12 protein-coding genes, 2 tRNA genes, 1 pseudogene and 1 riboswitch are annotated in these 17,047 nt (G+C 42.4%); of the genes and pseudogenes, 3 read left to right on the forward strand and 12 right to left on the reverse strand.

The annotated features are described in order from the left end of the window. The 7 genes and pseudogenes from AC1DPK_RS26300 to AC1DPK_RS26330 form a co-directional block, all read right to left on the reverse strand. Window positions 1–665 (reverse strand): annotated as a pseudogene (locus tag AC1DPK_RS26300) (hypothetical protein); the annotation flags it as partial. Between the two features lie 23 nt (window positions 666–688). Then, window positions 689–1,417: a DUF6081 family protein gene (locus tag AC1DPK_RS26305; protein WP_477512141.1), complete on the reverse strand. Its 729-nt coding sequence runs from the start codon at window positions 1,415–1,417 to the stop codon at window positions 689–691. Between the two features lie 29 nt (window positions 1,418–1,446). Then, window positions 1,447–2,358, reverse strand: coding sequence for a UbiA family prenyltransferase (locus AC1DPK_RS26310; RefSeq protein WP_477512172.1), 912 nt, complete (start codon window positions 2,356–2,358; stop codon window positions 1,447–1,449). Between the two features lie 73 nt (window positions 2,359–2,431). Further along, window positions 2,432–3,475: a hypothetical protein gene (locus tag AC1DPK_RS26315; protein WP_477512142.1), complete on the reverse strand. Its 1,044-nt coding sequence runs from the start codon at window positions 3,473–3,475 to the stop codon at window positions 2,432–2,434. Further along, on the reverse strand, window positions 3,472–5,244 hold the full coding sequence (locus AC1DPK_RS26320) for an HSP90 family protein (protein WP_477512143.1): 1,773 nt from the start codon (window positions 5,242–5,244) through the stop codon (window positions 3,472–3,474). Before AC1DPK_RS26320 ends, AC1DPK_RS26315 begins: the two co-directional genes overlap by 4 nt. A gap of 163 nt (window positions 5,245–5,407) precedes the next feature. Next, window positions 5,408–7,165, reverse strand: coding sequence for a methyl-accepting chemotaxis protein (locus AC1DPK_RS26325; protein ID WP_477512144.1), 1,758 nt, complete (start codon window positions 7,163–7,165; stop codon window positions 5,408–5,410). Between the two features lie 85 nt (window positions 7,166–7,250). Continuing rightward, window positions 7,251–7,335, reverse strand: a riboswitch (cyclic di-GMP riboswitch). Window positions 7,336–7,407: 72 nt separating this feature from the next. Next, entirely contained in the window at window positions 7,408–8,178 is a 771-nt protein-coding gene (locus AC1DPK_RS26330; protein ID WP_339208676.1) for a DUF1836 domain-containing protein, read from the reverse strand. A 256-nt stretch (window positions 8,179–8,434) separates the two neighbouring features. Here AC1DPK_RS26330 and AC1DPK_RS26335 point away from each other — a divergent pair, with 256 nt between their 5' ends. After that, window positions 8,435–9,754 (forward strand): hemolysin family protein, encoded by a 1,320-nt coding sequence (locus AC1DPK_RS26335; RefSeq protein ID WP_076268110.1) that lies wholly within the window; start codon window positions 8,435–8,437, stop codon window positions 9,752–9,754. Window positions 9,755–9,820: 66 nt separating this feature from the next. Here AC1DPK_RS26335 and AC1DPK_RS26340 read toward each other — a convergent pair whose 3' ends face one another. Continuing rightward, window positions 9,821–10,951: a glycerate kinase gene (locus tag AC1DPK_RS26340; RefSeq protein WP_477512145.1), complete on the reverse strand. Its 1,131-nt coding sequence runs from the start codon at window positions 10,949–10,951 to the stop codon at window positions 9,821–9,823. 85 nt (window positions 10,952–11,036) lie between these two features. On the opposite strand from AC1DPK_RS26340, the gene AC1DPK_RS26345 reads away from it, so the two are divergent. Both AC1DPK_RS26345 and AC1DPK_RS26350 read left to right on the forward strand, forming a co-directional pair. Then, window positions 11,037–11,112: transfer RNA gene (locus AC1DPK_RS26345), tRNA-Thr, on the forward strand. Between the two features lie 8 nt (window positions 11,113–11,120). Continuing rightward, a tRNA-Pro gene (locus AC1DPK_RS26350) sits at window positions 11,121–11,197 on the forward strand. 65 nt (window positions 11,198–11,262) lie between these two features. On the opposite strand, the gene AC1DPK_RS26355 is transcribed toward AC1DPK_RS26350, so the two are convergent. From AC1DPK_RS26355 to AC1DPK_RS26370, 4 genes are all read right to left on the reverse strand, one after another. Further along, window positions 11,263–12,648 (reverse strand): M48 family metallopeptidase, encoded by a 1,386-nt coding sequence (locus AC1DPK_RS26355; RefSeq protein ID WP_477512146.1) that lies wholly within the window; start codon window positions 12,646–12,648, stop codon window positions 11,263–11,265. Between the two features lie 133 nt (window positions 12,649–12,781). Further along, window positions 12,782–15,949, reverse strand: coding sequence for an ATP-binding cassette domain-containing protein (locus AC1DPK_RS26360; RefSeq protein ID WP_477512147.1), 3,168 nt, complete (start codon window positions 15,947–15,949; stop codon window positions 12,782–12,784). 233 nt (window positions 15,950–16,182) lie between these two features. Continuing rightward, on the reverse strand, window positions 16,183–16,599 hold the full coding sequence (locus AC1DPK_RS26365) for an SRPBCC family protein (protein WP_477512148.1): 417 nt from the start codon (window positions 16,597–16,599) through the stop codon (window positions 16,183–16,185). Continuing rightward, a complete protein-coding gene (locus AC1DPK_RS26370; protein WP_372238995.1) occupies window positions 16,596–16,904 on the reverse strand; it encodes an ArsR/SmtB family transcription factor in 309 nt (102 codons plus the stop codon). The genes AC1DPK_RS26365 and AC1DPK_RS26370 overlap by 4 nt, the downstream gene beginning before the upstream one ends. Window positions 16,905–17,047: the final 143 nt, after the last annotated feature.

Raw genomic sequence — 17,047 nt, forward strand, 5'->3', positions numbered from 1 at the left:
ATCTTCACTCGCACACCCATGAAGCCATAGGTGAATAATGCAATAACAAATACAGTTACGGCTAAACCAATGATCCATGTATTATAGACCCACATCCGCAGCATCCCGAAGCTCGGAAATACGTAATTCATGACCATACAGAACATAACCGGCGGCAGCACGGTTGAACATATTATCCAGTGTGTGCGAGAAAAAGAGGCATGCAGCTGCCGCTTGAGCAGTACCTGTATCGCCCCGTACATAATATAAGGAACCGCCCACCATACGACAATCTTGAACGAGATGGGATACATCGTATTATAAAATGGAGTAAACAAAACACATAAAACAATCGGAATTAACAGTAAAAAGGGCATAAGCTGCTGCAGCCGTTTTGGAAGCCGTACAGGTTTGTAAGCTATAGCAAACAATGCAAAGGAATACGGCAATCCGTAGTAGGAGGTCAACGAGGAGAACGCTTGCAAGCGATAAAGAAGCTGCTGCGCTACTTGATTCATTCCAGCTTCCGCTGCTGCTGGCAGCCATTGCAGGTCAAGCACGGCAGCAAGCGCACCAGCTCCTCCGCTAAACGCCACAGCGCCTAACCAATGATTAACGGATGCTCGCCGATCGGAGAGCCATATAATGGCTGCAATAGCCCACAAAGCAATAAGAACGAATAGCATAACGCAGCTCCTTCATAACAACTTTACTCTTTAATTTCTATTGTAATGGGAGACCATTCTCCGATCACAGTCTGTCCATGCACCGACACGCTGCCCTCCGGCGACAAATCCTTTTCCGTCATAATGCCTAGCGCAACGATAAATTGGTTAAATTTAACCGGAACATCACGCTCTCTCCGCACTTCTTGGCCATTCACAAAAAATACGACTTCATCATTGGTGCGATTGTACGTAATTTTGTACGTATTAAATTCGCGCGCCGCAAAGTTTGTGTCTTCCTTAAACACACAGAAATATCTCGTTTTATCCGTCTCCGGCACCTTAACTCCCGGAAAAGGAAGAACGGCATATACACTTGCATATTTGTCATTTCCCGCAAAAAAGTCGAGCGCACCGCCCGTCGTGAAATCGAGCAGATTCAAAGAAACAAAACCATCATAAAGATCATCAGGCGCTGTATTTTGCGAACGTGCGCGAATTTGCAGCTCAAAGCTAATCTCACCGGTTTCAGGTACAAGAACAGGTTCAGCAGAATAATACATATGCTTAGCATTATCCAGTATTTGAATTTGATCGTTCGAGCGGCTAAGCGGTGCTCTTACATACAGCAGTCCATTGCGAACAATGACAACCGCATTAGGCTCGCGGTACTGCCAGAAGGTTCCGTCTTGCAGCGGAAAACCGCCGATTTTCCATACTTCCCCTTCATTTAGAATCGTATGAAAATCTCCTAAAGTCCATTGCTTCTCCATATCCATGACCTCTTTCTAAGTTGTATGTTTTAAATAAGACCTTGAATGATTAAGGCAACGATTAAGATCACACCGCATCGCATCGTTGCTTTCAGCGAGGCACCCATAAGCGGCACGTATGCAGTCGATACATTATTTGATGATAACCTGCCGTATACCAAATATAAAGGTATCGCTGTTGGCAGCGCCAGCAGCCCGTAAATAGGCAATGCTTTCACGACCACGCATAGGATAAGCGAAATATAGGCGAGAAAAAGCAAAACGCGCGAGAAAACGAGTGCTCTCTTTTCTCCCCAAACGACGACTAATGTTCTTTTCCCTGCTTGACGATCAGCCTGCCAGTGCAGGAAATGGTGATTAAACAAAATTAGGGTAGTCAAAAGTCCTATTGGCAGCGATAGCAAAAATGCCCGAGAATCTAGCTCCGAGGTTTGTACAAAATAAGCGCCTACGACAGGCAGTATGCCGAAGGAGATCAAGATCGCGACTTCACTGTAGCCTTTGCCGCGGTATCCGAACTGGATCGGCGGAGCTACATAGAAATAAGCAATTAACGCCCCAAGCCCGCCAAATACGAGCACCGGCCAGCCGCTTGTTATACTAAGTATAATGCCGCAAATCGCTGCAATGCCAAATAATGCCCATGTTACAGTCGCAAAGGTGYGAATGCTCCACGTCCCTTTTGTCAAATAGCCAGAGTTGGTTGCAATTACCCCTTCCGTCGATTGAGCGGCCGTATCCGTACCGTTATAATAATCCCATAAATCATTGATCATATTAGAAAATAAATGGGCTGTTCCTGCCCCAACTATGGTGATGATAAATAATAAAGGATTGAAAATGCCGTTCCACACAAAAGCCCCCAGCGCACCTAACGCCACGGGAATAAGCATAACAGGAAGAACGCTCAGCCTGGATGCTTTCATAAATTGTTTAAACATAAGCTGCCACTGCCCTCTCTGTTGTCGATCGTTCAATTGAACCACTTCCATTTGCTATACGTCAACACATGGATTAAAAATGGCTTAGTTTTTGAACTTGTTTAAGCTTCTGTTTGAGCAGCTCGGTGCAATAATGATTTTGGTTTCTTAGATCAAAAGCAGCAGCTAATTGTTCGGTATCCTTTACAATCATCTCATACGTAATATCGCTGCTAACATTCAGCTTTCTCCGACGGTTTTTCGCATGCCACAATTGTAGAAATGCTCTAGCTGAAATCATATACAACAACCGATCCCAGCCTACTCTCGTATCCATTGCATATTGGACGGTTTGTTCAAACCATTTGGCGGCTTTATGAATGTCGGTTGCTGTGTAATAAGCAAGGAAGCTCCCATATTCGCTTAAGTAACCAGGTCCCTTTAACAAACGCGCGCCTTTTTTTGCCATCTTTACAGCTTCATCTGCTTGCTCTGTCTCAAGGAGCGGGAGAAGAAGATGGCTGTACGTATTTTGCGGAATGGATTTGCAGGTCATTCGACCATCCATAATAGGCTTCATAGCTTGCAGTCCTCGCCGATATCTGCCAACTGTAAAATGATAGTAGCCAAAGCCATTTTGCTCACAGGCGCTGCAATCAGACATTCCATCTCTAGCCGTCTTGCGCCAAAGCTCATAGTTTGCTTGAGCCGACTCATGATCGCCTTGAGATAGCGCGTATCGATGAAGACATTGATAATATGGGCGCAGRCTGTGACCGTATTGTAAGCATTTCGCCTTAAAATCATTAAAAATCGAAGTGATTTGATCCGTACCAAATTGCGGAAACCGCCAAATTTGATTAACAAACCATTTATAGTGCCAAATAAGGGTGAAGCTCGAATAAGCAGCCGGATCTTTTTCAAACTGGGTTAAGCACCAGGTAAATGAAACAAGAAATCGCTCTTCATAGCCCGAATCAAGCGCTGCCTCGGAATAAGACATGCGGGCGTAATAGGAGTCTTCCTTCGTCATATGCAAATCGGCTATCCGAATAGCCTCCTCAAGCACCGCAAGCTTCTGTTTTCCCTGCGGCAAGCTCCATGCCTCGCTTCGCAATTGATCATATCGCTGCTTCATAGCTCTCGCTCACCAGCCTGACTAAGACCGATTTCCAGCACCTGCATAAACGATTTGTTCATTAACTTCAGCTCCTCAGGGCCAAGAGGATATTGACCAAGCAGCAAGGCCTGCGTATAAACGGTCTCAATGCTTAGCTTCTGCATATCCGCATTCTGACAGGTCATAGCCTGCTGCATAAGCGGATTGTTAAAGTTGTAGCAAATCGTCGCATATGGCACCTCATATAGCTCATGGATGACGACATCCACAATGTTTGCGAACAAATCATTAGCTTCATCTTTCGTTTGCTCTGCCATTCTCAGAAAATTCACTTCATCATTTGTATTGTATAAAGCGGCCAAATCCACTGGTTCAAATCGCTTTACTACGCTTCTGCATTGAAATGGAGCTAGCAGCTGATCCGAGAGCTCCAGAAAGGAAAGAATGCTTTTATGCTCCGCGGGAGTTATGGATTGGAAGACGTTCGAGAAATTAATCGGATCTAGAACTAACGCCTCGATATCCTCATCCAGCGCAGGCAGCTTGCGCACAAGCTCAAAATCATGGACATAACCGCCATTAATAACCATCACATTTTGCGCTTTGGCAACGCGAGCCACTTGGCGGAATTCATCAAGCGTTGAAGATACAACGATACGTTTGTTCTGTTCCAATATTTCGCTCATCTTCATCATGCCAAATGAAGTCTCAAACGACAAGAAACGGATAAACAATCGATAAAGCTCATCATCTTCGGCAGCCATCGCTTTAATGGAAGCAGAATGAATAACAATAATTTTACCGAATAGTTCAGGGTTTGATTCTGAAAGCTGAATCATATGCTGTTTAATGTTTTCGCCAATTTCATCCTTTACGGTGTGAAAAAGCTCATTTTCCATAAATGACTCCCGAGAAGCCGTTGGTCGAAGTCCATTCGTATTCATGATACACGTAACAAAAAAAGCCCAATCCGGAAGCATATTGTTAACTTGATCGGAAAGCAGCATACGTTTCATATATACCTTATGTTTTTTCTCGGCTTGCAAGCTTACAGCATAAGGAAGAATATAAGCGACACCCTCAAGCTCACCAATTACTGATTTTAAAGGTATGGCATCCAAGAAGGTTTGATACAAGTGATCTTCGCCATAGGTGAGTGCATCACTGCTATTCATGGACCACGGAGGAGATTCCTCGTTAATCCTAATATCTGATTTCCCTTCGGACAAATGAATCGGAACAGGCAGGAACTGACCATAATGGCTCATTAACTCCATCACACGATCCCACTCATAATAGTCCTCGTAACCCTCCTTGCATGTCAAAAACACGGTGGTGCCGATTGGAGCATCCTTCTCAAGCTTGCGGATCGAGTACGTGCCGTCTGGCCGCCCGCGCCATTCTAAAGTATCGCCTTCTAGAGCGGAGCGGGTAATAACAACGATTTCGCCGCTCACTACGAAGCAGGACAGCAAACCCACGCCAAATTGTCCAATATAGTCATCTGCTGAATCCATTTCGTCACGCTTGGAGGTACTTCCGATTTGAGCCAAGAAAAGCTGGATTTCGGATTCGGACAAGCCTATCCCATTATCGTGAACGGCAATCGTTCGAGAACCGTAAATTTCAACTGTTACGCGTGCATCAAAACGATGTCCAAGCCGTTTGCGTGCTGTAATCGCATCAACGCCATTTTGCAGCAATTCCCTAATGAACACGCCTGGGCTAGAATATAAATGCTTTGAGAGAAGCTCGATCATCCCTTGTAAATTAACTTGAAAGTTCATTTCGCTCATCCTGTCTCCCATAGTGGATCTGTTTTTTATTGGTCTATTCCATTCATTGATTCGGCATTATACTCGCTTATCCTTCTTTATTTGCACAAAGAGGCAGGCAGCACCCAAATCCTATGGATGCTGCCTGCCTCACTCGATTATCATTTATTGTTGCTTACACTTTGAAAACAGATGCTTTCTCCTTCAAATCCTGCGAGGAAAGTGAAAGCTTCTCCGCAAGCGTGCGCAAATCATCGGATATATCATTTTGCTTAACTGAAAGCTCGCTCATATGTTCCATTTTCCCATTCACTTCTGAAGACGTCGTCAATAGCTTGTCTACTGCAGACACGATATGAGACATGCCTGTTGTAATTTCACTAATTGCCGTAGAAATCTCGCTCACTTGATCTGACAGCATGCTGCTTTGTGATTCCAATGCTTGGAATGTGCTGCTTGCGGTTTCGGATGCTTGACGAGTCGTGTTAATAACATTCGCGAAGCTGCCGATCGTGCGGCTGCTTGCTGCCACATCGCTTTGTATGAGTGTCAGCTCCTTCGTGATCTGCTTCGAGATCATATCGGTCTGACTGGACAGCTTGCGGATCTCATCAGCGACAACTGCGAACCCTCTGCCATGCTCACCCGCTCTTGCCGATTCAATGGATGCGTTCAGTGACAACAAATTCGTCTGTGTGTTCAAATCCTGAATGCCGTTCAAAAACTTAGCTACATTGTTATATCGTTCATTCATCGTTTCGAAAGCTTCAGTTAGCTTTGAGAACTGGTCTACTGTTTCATTTACCATCGAGACCACGCCAGCCATCTGCTGCGTGCCGTTATGAGATGATTGCTTCATATTTTGCATATCATTGTTTATGTATTCACTCGACGCAGCAATTTGCTGAGAGCTTGCTGAGATTTCTTCCGTAACTGCCGAAATGGATGAAGCATCGTCATACTGCGACAGCAACACTTTTCTGCCCAGCTCCACTTGGCCATTTACATCCTCTGATGCTTTTCGATTAATACCAATCATATTATCCATATTATTCGAAATGTGGAGCACAGATTCGCTCACTTCAAGCGTAGCTTTAATCGTTTCTCGCAGCTGATCGCCCATATTAGCCAAAGCGTGGTCAAGATCGCCAAATTCGTCAGAGCGAACGAGTTTTTCTTGACTTGTAAAATCATTATTGCCATACTGCTTAATTCTTTTTGTAATGCCTACAAGTCCTGTTCTAATCGATTGTGAGATGACAAAAATCATAATAGCAGGAAGAATAGCTAGCAAAATGACATTTATAAGCACAATAAGGTTCGCACTGGATATGTCTTTATCGAGAAGCTTCTGCGTCGCGTTAGCGTCTGCGGTCAAACGCTCGTGCATTGTATCGTTGGAATAACTTAGAATGACGGTATATACGCTTATTAGATTGCTTATGCGGAGCGATTTCTCATCTGATGATAATCCACTCACATCTGTATTCGTCACTTTCAAGTTATCTAATGCAAGCTTAAGAACATTAACCTGATTCGCATAATAAGGACCATCTTCCGTTGCAGGCGGATATTTCTTATCCATATCGATAAGCTGTTTCTCTAATTCATCGATGTTGGCAGGCATCGTTTCCAAATCCTTCATGATCAGCGTTGCATCGCTTTTGCCATTTTCAATGGCATCTACCATTAGAAGCATCACTTTCAGCAGCCTATTCGATATACCTTGATAATTGCGTTCAGCACGCTGCAATTCCTCTGAGCCTTCGACTGAGGTTGCTACTGAATGATTTTGAAAATAAATCAAAACGCCCGAGCCTACATTAAAAAGTGTGATGATTGCGGTAACAAGCAATAATTTGCTCGTTATTTTCTTCAAACTCAATTTCTTAAACAGTATTTTTGCTCTCTCTATCCTATCCTTAAAAACCATCCTGCTTGCTCTCTCCTCTGTCTCCTGAAAACAAAAAAAGCTATCCAGCCACAGGAGGCGGACAGCTCAGTTAGCTTATTATCCTTCCGGCGGTCTGGCAGCCATAGTGCGTACACCTTAGGCCCATAACTTTGCGTCCTTGTCTTTCAACAAGTTTGCCTTTTTCAGTTTGTCTATTTTGTAGTTTACAACTTAAACCAGTATAGGACTATTTAGTGAATTTGTCATCCCTTGAACCATATTTATTCTGTGGCTAAAAATAAGGTTGCATTGCAATAACGCCTTGCTAACGAATGAAAATAGGAGGTTTGGATGGAAATAACCGCAACGAGCAAAATATTTCGCACCGCTTCCCATTGTTTTTCCGTTAAATTCGGCAATCTGCTTGCAAATTGATTCGCTGAAGAGCGAATGACATGCTCTGTCAATAAATCTTGATGCGGATTTTCCTTCAAATGACCGGAAATGTCGAGCAGTTGATCGTTATTCGCATCTAGCTCCTCAAACATACTGGTATAAGATGCATATAATTCAATAGGCCCAACTAAATCGTCTGCTTCATCCTCTGGTTTCTTGAATACGATCTCAAAAAGCTTGCGTATTGATTCAAAATCAAGATTTGACTTTAAATCATCAATAATGAATAATAACGCAGCTTGGTTCAGAGAATATTTTTTCCCAGCTTTCGGACAATCGAAATAAGGTTTGAAATCTCGCTTTACCCAGTTTTGCATGGAGGTAATCGACAGATTCGAATATTCGATTAGTTGGCCCAACGCAGCAATTTCATGTAGTGAAAAGCCTTTAATCTCATTTCCTTTAATGAGCTTTTCAATAATTGGAGGCAGCAGCGTAGACATAAATGCAGGCAGTCCCGTGCCTTTCTCCAAGTCACATTGATGCGTTTTGGTCCATGCGGCTTGCAGCACTTGCAGTGGCTTCAAATTATACTTTCCGTCCAGAGCCAGCAGCAAGCAAGCCATCTCTTTTCGAGTAAGCGTAAAGGACTCCATATCGCTTCCTCCTCGCGCATTCGTCTTGCATTCCTATATTACAAGTTCATATGAACTCATCATATGCCGGAGAATGACGCTTGTAAAGGCTCGAAAATCAATGAGAATAAGCCTTTCATTCTCGTTAAATCGCTTTTAAAGCGCGTATAAGGCTGTTACCGTTGGATATGGCATTTGTCATATCATGTAATCATTCGTTATAGTAGATCATAAGAATAAAAAAAATATAAACATAAAAGGGTAGTGAAAAACGAAAATGGGTATAGGATTCAATTTATTCATGATTGCTCTTCTTATTTTATTAACTGCTTTTTTCGTCGCAACGGAGTTCGCCATCATCAGACTTCGCTCCAGTCGGATCGATCAGTTAGTGCTTGAGGGCCGGAAGAACGCACTTGCCGTTCAACGGGTTACGAGTAATCTGGATGCCTACTTGTCAGCCTGTCAATTAGGTATTACTATTACAGCGCTCGGGCTGGGCTGGCTGGGAGAACCGACAGTTGAAAAAATGCTTTTACCCTTGTTTGAACGTTTTGCTATTAACGATGACATCAGTCATATTCTATCCTTTTTAATCGCATTTATTTCAGTCACATTCCTGCATGTTGTTGTCGGGGAGCTTGCACCAAAAACGTGGGCGATCCAGAAAGCTGAATTTATTAGCTTCTTAACAGCAAAACCGATTATTTTATTCCACAAAATTTTATATCCTTTCATTTGGTTGCTAAATGGCTCGGCTAACGCTTTGGTTCGCTTGTTCGGATTGAAACCAGCTACAGAGCATGAAGAAGCACACTCGGAAGAAGAAATTCAAATTATTCTTAACGAGAGCTACCAAAGCGGAAAGATTAACAATACAGAATACGGATATGTAAGCCGCATTTTCGCTTTTGACGAATTGCTGGCCAAAGAAATTATGGTGCCCCGCACCGATATGATTTGTTTGTATACAAACAAATCATTAGCTGAGAACATGGAAATTATTCGCAAGGAACAATATACGCGTTTCCCGGTTGCACTTGAGAGCAAGGATAACATCGTCGGCATGATTAACACGAAGCAGCTTTTCCTAGAATATGAATCTGATCGTGATTTGGATTTCAAAAAGCTTGTTCATCCTGTACTGAGCGTTTCCGAGGTTACGCCAGTCAAAATGCTTCTAAAGCGAATGCAATTAGAACGTGTTCACATCGCTATTCTCGTCGATGAATACGGCGGTACTTCCGGACTAATTACAATTGAAGATATTTTGGAAGAAATCGTTGGTGAAATTCGTGATGAATTTGATGCTGACGAACGCAAGGAAATCGAACAGTTGGCCGATAACTGCTATCTTCTCGATGGTAAAGTATCACTTAGCGAGTTGAGCGATCTAACCGGCATGAACTTCGAGGAAGAGGATGTGGATACAGTCGGCGGCTGGTTGTACAGTCAAGTGACCGATCCAAAACCAGGCAAAGAGCACTTTTACGAAAATTATAAATTTATCATTCGTGAGACGAGCAAAAACCGGATTCGCAAGGTCGAAATGCTAATTGAGCAAAATCAAGAAGCCGTTGAAGGCGAAACCGCATAACGATAGGTTAACAAGAAAGAAGCAGCCTTTGCTCACTGCATAGGCTGCTTCTTTTTTGTTATGTCTTTATAACAAGCTGAAAATATGAACGATACGATCAAGCAGCCACTCATCCGTGTGGTCTATCGCCTCTTCTACAGAACATGGACCCGGCACGAGCGAGAAGCCTGCACGAAGACCAAGCTCCGACGTGTATGCTGAACTCGCATCAATTGACCCGCAAACGGCGATTACAGGGATGCGCTGCCCCCGAGCGGCATCACATATCGCCTTGATCACCTTGCCTGATCCCGTTTGGCTGTCTAATCTCCCTTCGCCTGTCAAAATCCAATCAGCGCCAACAATATGCTCCTCAAATCCAATTCTATCCATTACAAGTTTTGCTCCAGCGTGCATAGCGGCGTCAAAAAAAGCTAAAAGTGCTGCACCTGTTCCTCCTGCCGCTCCGCTGCCTGGCAAATTCGCCACATCAATCCCAGTATGCTTGGATATACATTCAGCAAAATGAGCTAATGCAAGGTCAAGCTGCTTGACTGCTTCTGACGATGCTCCCTTCTGAGGACCGTAAACCAAAGAAGCTCCACGCTCCCCGCACAATGGATTACTTACATCGCCAGCAATAATGAAGCTGCTTTCGCGAATGCTCGAATGGAAACCAGCATCATCAATCGATGCAAGCTTCGACAAATGAACGCCTCCAAGCGGCAGCTCTGCTCCACTTTCATCTAACAGCTTCATTCCGAGCGCCTGCAGCATGCCCGATCCGGCATCATTGGTCGCGCTGCCTCCTAAGCAAATAATAAATTGACGATAACCAGAACCGAGTGCATGCCGAATCAATTCACCGGTGCCAAATGTTGAAGCGATAAGCGGATTTTTCTCTTCACTCTTGAGCAAAGCAAGACCAGATGCTTCAGCAAGCTCAATAACCGCGGTTTGGCCATCTCCCAGTACGCCATATCTTGCATGAATGCTTCGGCTGAGCGGATCGTGAACAGGAACCTCGATAAAACTCCCGCCTGTAGCTTGTACCAAAATCTCCATCGTACCTTCACCGCCATCAGCCATTGGGAGCTGTACGATTTCAGCATGTGGATGTACTGTGCGAATGCCTGCTTCCATTGTGCTAGCAATTTGAAATGCGCTGCTTGACCCCTTAAACGCATCCGGTGCAATAACGATTTTCACCCTAATCATCCTTTCAGAAAAAAAATTAAAAAAACACTTGCAATTATTTCAGTTTATATGCGATAATACATCTTGTGTTTAGCGAATACATCTTGCCGTTGTAGCTCAACTGGTAGAGCAACTGACTTGTAATCAGTAGGTTGGGGGTTCAAGTCCTCTCGACGGCACCATCTTTTCCCGGGACGTAGCTCAGCTTGGTAGAGCACCTGGTTTGGGACCAGGGGGTCGCATGTTCAAATCGTGTCGTCCCGACCATCCTAAACATAAAGAATTGAATATACATAAAAGAAAGAAGCTTGAGCAATCAAGCTTCTTTTCTTTTATATTTGATCGCCTAAATTTTGCAACAGCTCGGCGAGCTCGTCAAACCCAGCATCAAGCGCATAATCCTCAGCTGTATATCCTGTTTCATCAACTTTCAACGGATCAGCCCCTGCTTTTAGCAAAAGTTCCGCTCCCTCTATGTCACCATTTTTTGCTGCGGTCATTAGCGGTGTCCATCCGGAACTATCCTGTAAATTCGGATTAGCTCCTTCATCCAGCAATAACGCTACCATCTCTATGCTTTCATTATACAACGCTATCGTTAATGCCGTTTCTTCATAACTTTGCTCAATCACATTCAATTGCGCTCCCGCATCTATCAAAGAAGAAGCGATAGCTGTTTCATTTAGCTGGGCTGCCCACATTAGCGCTGTCCACCCTTCATCGTCTGCTGCATTCGGATTTCCTCCAGCATTAAGCAGAGATTTAACGAGCTCCAAATCAGCCTCTGAAGCTGCACCAAGCATTTGATCATCGGTTGGCGGCCCATCAAGAGAAGACATGAAGGTATCAATCGATTTCGAGAAGGTCACTCCGATCGTAACAGATCCCCCGAGAACAAGAATAACAGCCAAAACGATGATAAGTGCTATTCGCGAAGAGGATGTCTTAAAAATGATATTCGATGAGATGCCTGCATATTGCTGAATCGCGTAGATACGCTTCGGCAGGGGCGGGTGAGTCGATAGCTTCTCAGCCAGCCATACAAATAAACCTTTCTCATAGCTGCTTTGCAGCAAATATTCCTCACGGTCTACCCGTTTGTAGAGCGTTTTGCCGATCGCTAATATCGTTAAACCATTCATTGCGGCTTCAGCATCATTGGTGTAATAAGCAGCCATACGGTCGCATGTATATTCGCAAGCCCGCGAGTATGCTTCACCAAGAAATGGAAGCCATAACGCCGGCAATATGAGCAGCTGCTTCGACAAATGATTTCGTTTGATGTGGGCGAGCTCGTGTGAAATGACAAAAGTGAGCTCTTTTTCCCCACCCGCCTGAATCATTTCGAACAAATCGGAATAAAGCACCACCATATTGCGGCCAAAAAAGCGCGAAGCAAACGCATTTAATATCCCGCTCGACTCCATGACATAGAGATCAGGTACAACAGTAAAGCCCATCCGCTCACACTGTGCCTGGGCAATTGCGAACACTTCCGGGAATTGTCTCGGCGTGATCCGAACGCCATTGGTTCGAATGCTTGCCATCATAATCGCTTGAGCGAATAAGGGCAGGAGTATAAGAATCGGTAGGATGAAAATGAAAATAATAGAAATAAACAGACATAAATAAATGAAAACACTAAAGATAAGCGCAAGAACGAAGTAACGATTCTCTTTCTTATGTATGAGCGACGTTTCTAAATCAATTGCATTCAATAAATGGCATCCCCTTCTAAAATAATACCCACATTATACACGATTTCCCAAAGTTATTATACAACCTTCAGCATAACAAAAAAACTCATCTGCAATTTAGGATAGCAAATGAGTTTCTTTCAGTGAATGACATCTAGCTTTGCTCAAGAAACTGATATACAGCCATCATTTCTTGTTTATTCAACTCACGAATGCGATTGAAAATTGGAATATCAGCCACTGCCTCAATATTTGAGCTGTCTTTAACAACATCACTTACTTTGCCGGTCAGCCATGTTTGCACGTCTATGCCTTCAACAATTTCCTTAAGCCCTTCATCATTGATGCCACTTGCATAACAGCTAACACATGGTACCGATAATTTGAACACGCCATCATGGAGCCCATCTTCCGAAATTACTCTTTTCCCTTTACAGAATGGACATGGCTGGCTAGCTTTAATTTTATTTATTAAGGTGACAATTTTTTTGTAACCAAACGCTTCATAGACATAGGTCAGTTTTTTGTATTTACCATTAGTGAAATACTTATCAATGATCGTTTCTCTCGTTTCGGTGATATTGGCAAAATCACAGACGGTGATCCGATTATTAATACTGATGGATTCGATACTGTTGCTAATACTGCCCCAGAATGGCAGCACATTTTGCAAGACCATTTCGTAGTGGGAAAAGCTCGCAACCTCTAGTTCAAGCATTTTCAGCGCAGCTTGCGTCTCCCTAGGCAATAGAGAAACCTCTTCCGTCAAAACCATATCGCCCCCGACAATCGCTTTCATTTTGTCTAGAACCTGTAGATTTCCAACGGTTTTAATGACTTGATCAAGAGGCTGCTGAATAATCTCACGAATATCCGTCTCGCCAAACTTTAGCTTTTTATGATGCTTTAATACCGTTCCTTGACAAATTGGGCAAGTAATCAATTTTTTGGATTCTTTTATACGCTCTTTAATCTCCGATTTCGATACCACCATATACATCCCAATGATGTGATTAAAGCCTTCCCAAGTCCTTGATGCCTTGCCTACTTTATCATAGAATGACTTTTCCCAATATCCGTACAAAAAAGTATGCTTTTCTGCGTCTGTCATCTCTGCATAACTTTTGCTTATATCCTGGCCGAGCTCATTTTTAATCTCTTCAAAAATAAATTTTATTTTTGGGAATTGATAAAACTTCAAAATATCCATCACATCTGGATGCAATAAGCCATCCCAGAATGGCGCGGTTTTGTCCTGAATAACAATATCAAAATCAAATTTTTCAATTACACGGCGGCCCGAGCAGCATGGGCAATGATTGCCTTGATTATAGAAATCGAAGCTATTCGTATCTTTATTGGTTGGATGTGCCGCCACAATATGGTTGATTAAGCCGCCAATTTCGTAGAGAAAAGTATATTGGCTGTACAAGTGGCGTTCCAAATCAATGGCGATGACGGGTGCAATGGTATCCGATTCATATTCGCCATAAATGAGACGAGCCATGGATGATAAGCTTTTTAAGATGCCGCCTTTATAAACGTTTTCTGCATTTTTAAAATAGGTAATCTGGTTTTCTTTTAAATAATTTACGCCATTTTTTTGATCTAGTGTTGAAGGAATATGGAAAGGAGCAGCTTTATCTTCATGGTTTTGTTCCCGGTAATAATCATCATGACTGACCACATCAAGATGCTCCACGGGTGCAAGCTGTCTTTTGCCAAAATCAACGATAAAATCAGAGCTTTCCAGCATATACGAATTATGTTCAATCATGATTATAGAGACGGATTCATCCTGAAGAATGACCCTCACACTATCAATGAATTGATTCAAAATATTTTGTGATAACCCTTTTGATGGCTCGTCAAAAATAAATAGCGTATTCGGGTTTCTGGAGCCCGCAAACAACTCAGAAACTAAATGAACACATTGAAATTCACCCGTTGATAAGGATTGTGTTTTTCTCTCCAACGTCAAATAACCAAGTCCTAGCTTGATCAATAAGCTCAAGCGTTTATGAGCGATGTCTTCATTTGGCAGCTCAACAATAATATCTTCAATCGAGCGCTGAAAAATATCATCAATATCATCACTATATTTTGTAAGCTTCTTTTTAATATCTAGAAAAGTGGCAACGGTTGACCGGCTAGTGATCGATTGGTTTCGATCTTGCCCAACCATAACCAGCTTATCTTTCGGATAGCGCTTCACAAAATCTTTGGACATGCACTCATTAACAAGTGTGGATTTGCCACAGCCTGACTCGCCTGTAAATGTGACAAGTCTATTTTTAGGAATCTGAATTTCACTGATTTGAATATTCCGGCAGTGAAGATCAAGAAATTGATAATATTCTGTTGGTGCTGCCTCGTTTCGTTCCCCGTGGATTGGCTTTGGACGTGGTGATTCTTCCACTATTTTTCCGCCGTATTTACCGCTGCCAGGGCCAAAAAACAAATGCTTATCCGCTGTGTCCAGCACCGTGTCAGAATGGTCAATGAGCCAAATTTGATTTTTAACTCCCAATTGTTTAATCTCAGCTAAAATTTTCAATAACGTTTGATGATCAAGACCTACGGAAATTTCGTCGATAATAATAACCGTATTCTCACTTGTAGCCATAAATTCAGCCAAGTAGAGCCGAGTTACTTCTCCACCTGACAATGTTCCCATAATTCGATTTAACGTTAAGTAACCAATATTCATATTGATTATATTTTTTAAAATGTTTTGTTTACCTTCACTAATCTTTAGAACTTCTGCTAGTGAATAAATTGTTTCCACACTGAAGTCGTTGATGTCCGATACACTCTGTGCTTGATCCAATAACTCAAATTTATATTGTTCAACTTCTTGATTGTAACGTTTCCCCATACATTTTTTACATTCGATATTTTTAGTTGTTCCGCGGCCTTTACAGTCTGGACACCAGCCTAATTCATTATTAAATGAAAAAACTTCTGGAGAAAGATTATACTTTTCAGCAAGCGCAACTCGAATTTCAGTAAAAACGCCAGTATGCGTACCAATAGTTGAACGAGGATTTGAAGAAATGGATGATCGACCTAGAAAAAGGACAAGCGGCATTTCCTCCATCTTAATGGCACTGAAATTGGTTTCCATAATAGTAGGAAATAGATACTGATACTCCGCCTTTGGCAATAAGGAAACAAGACGTTTCTTCGATTCTTCACCAATGGTTTGAGAAAAAGTTGTTTTTCCAGATCCAGATAAACCAGCTATGCCTAACGATTTATCTACTGGCAGTACTTCATCTAATTTGTTAATATTGTTCGCAATCAATTGCTTTATTTTCATTGTGATCTCCTCTCCAATCTCTAAAAATTTGTCTCTGTATATGATAAAAGCAAGCTTCTACAGCCAACCTGCTATGTTTGCTCATTTAAAATGATTTCAATAGGCATCTTATCAAAAAGAAAGAGCACAATTCTTACTGCGGAATTGCGCCCTATTTTAAAAAATGATTTATTTGTATTGATGAATTAAGTTTTGTGCTGAAAAACTAGCATCATGAAAGTTGAAAAATCATATTACAGTTCGGCTAACACTTTTCCAAGCTGATTGCCCTTGTAAGTCCAAGCAGATTTAGCTCCCTCAATTGCTCCCGGACGGGATTTTGTTTCTTCACTAAATCCAGTTTGATCGAGGTGTAGATGAACCGTTCCATCTGAACCCTCTTTCAAAGTCCATGTAATTGTCGTATTTTCTCCGGCACTTATCCAAGTGTAAGATAATGTATGAGGCTCGTCCACTATAAGCACTTCACAATCTACAATGCCGTTCCACCATTCGGAAGGCTCCGTTTTGAACTGAAATTTATGTCCAACAACCGGTTCAAAATCATTATTCCAAATCCATTTCGCAAGCGTATCTGAATCCGTTAAAGCATTCCACACTTGGTCGATCGAGCTTGTAAATTGATAATCTAATGATACATCTGGTTTCATTTCTTTTCCTCCAATATAAGTTTTAATTTATCTATTCTTTCATTCCAGAAACCTTCATAAAAAGATACCCAATCTTTTATTTCTTTCAACGGATTAGCATTCAACCGATATCTCGTTTCTCTGCCAACCTTTTGAGCAATGACAAGATCAGCATCTTTCAGGATTGCCAAATGCTTGGAAACCGCTGTCCGACCCATTTGAAAATGAACCGTTATCTCATGTAGGGGCAAGTCTTCAACTTCTGCCAACAATTGAATTAGTTTTCGCCTTGTTGGATCGGCAACAGCGTCGTAAACATCCCTCATCTGACCTTTATCGTTCAAAACCACCCCCACCTTTTCATTATTATTTACTGTAATGTTGCCGATTAAACGACATAACAGCTTATTAAGACACCTTTTGGAGTCATATTGATTATAGGACACCAAAAGGTGTCGTGTCAAGTTTC

The sequence above is a fragment of the Paenibacillus sp. 01T424 genome (assembly GCF_056398745.1).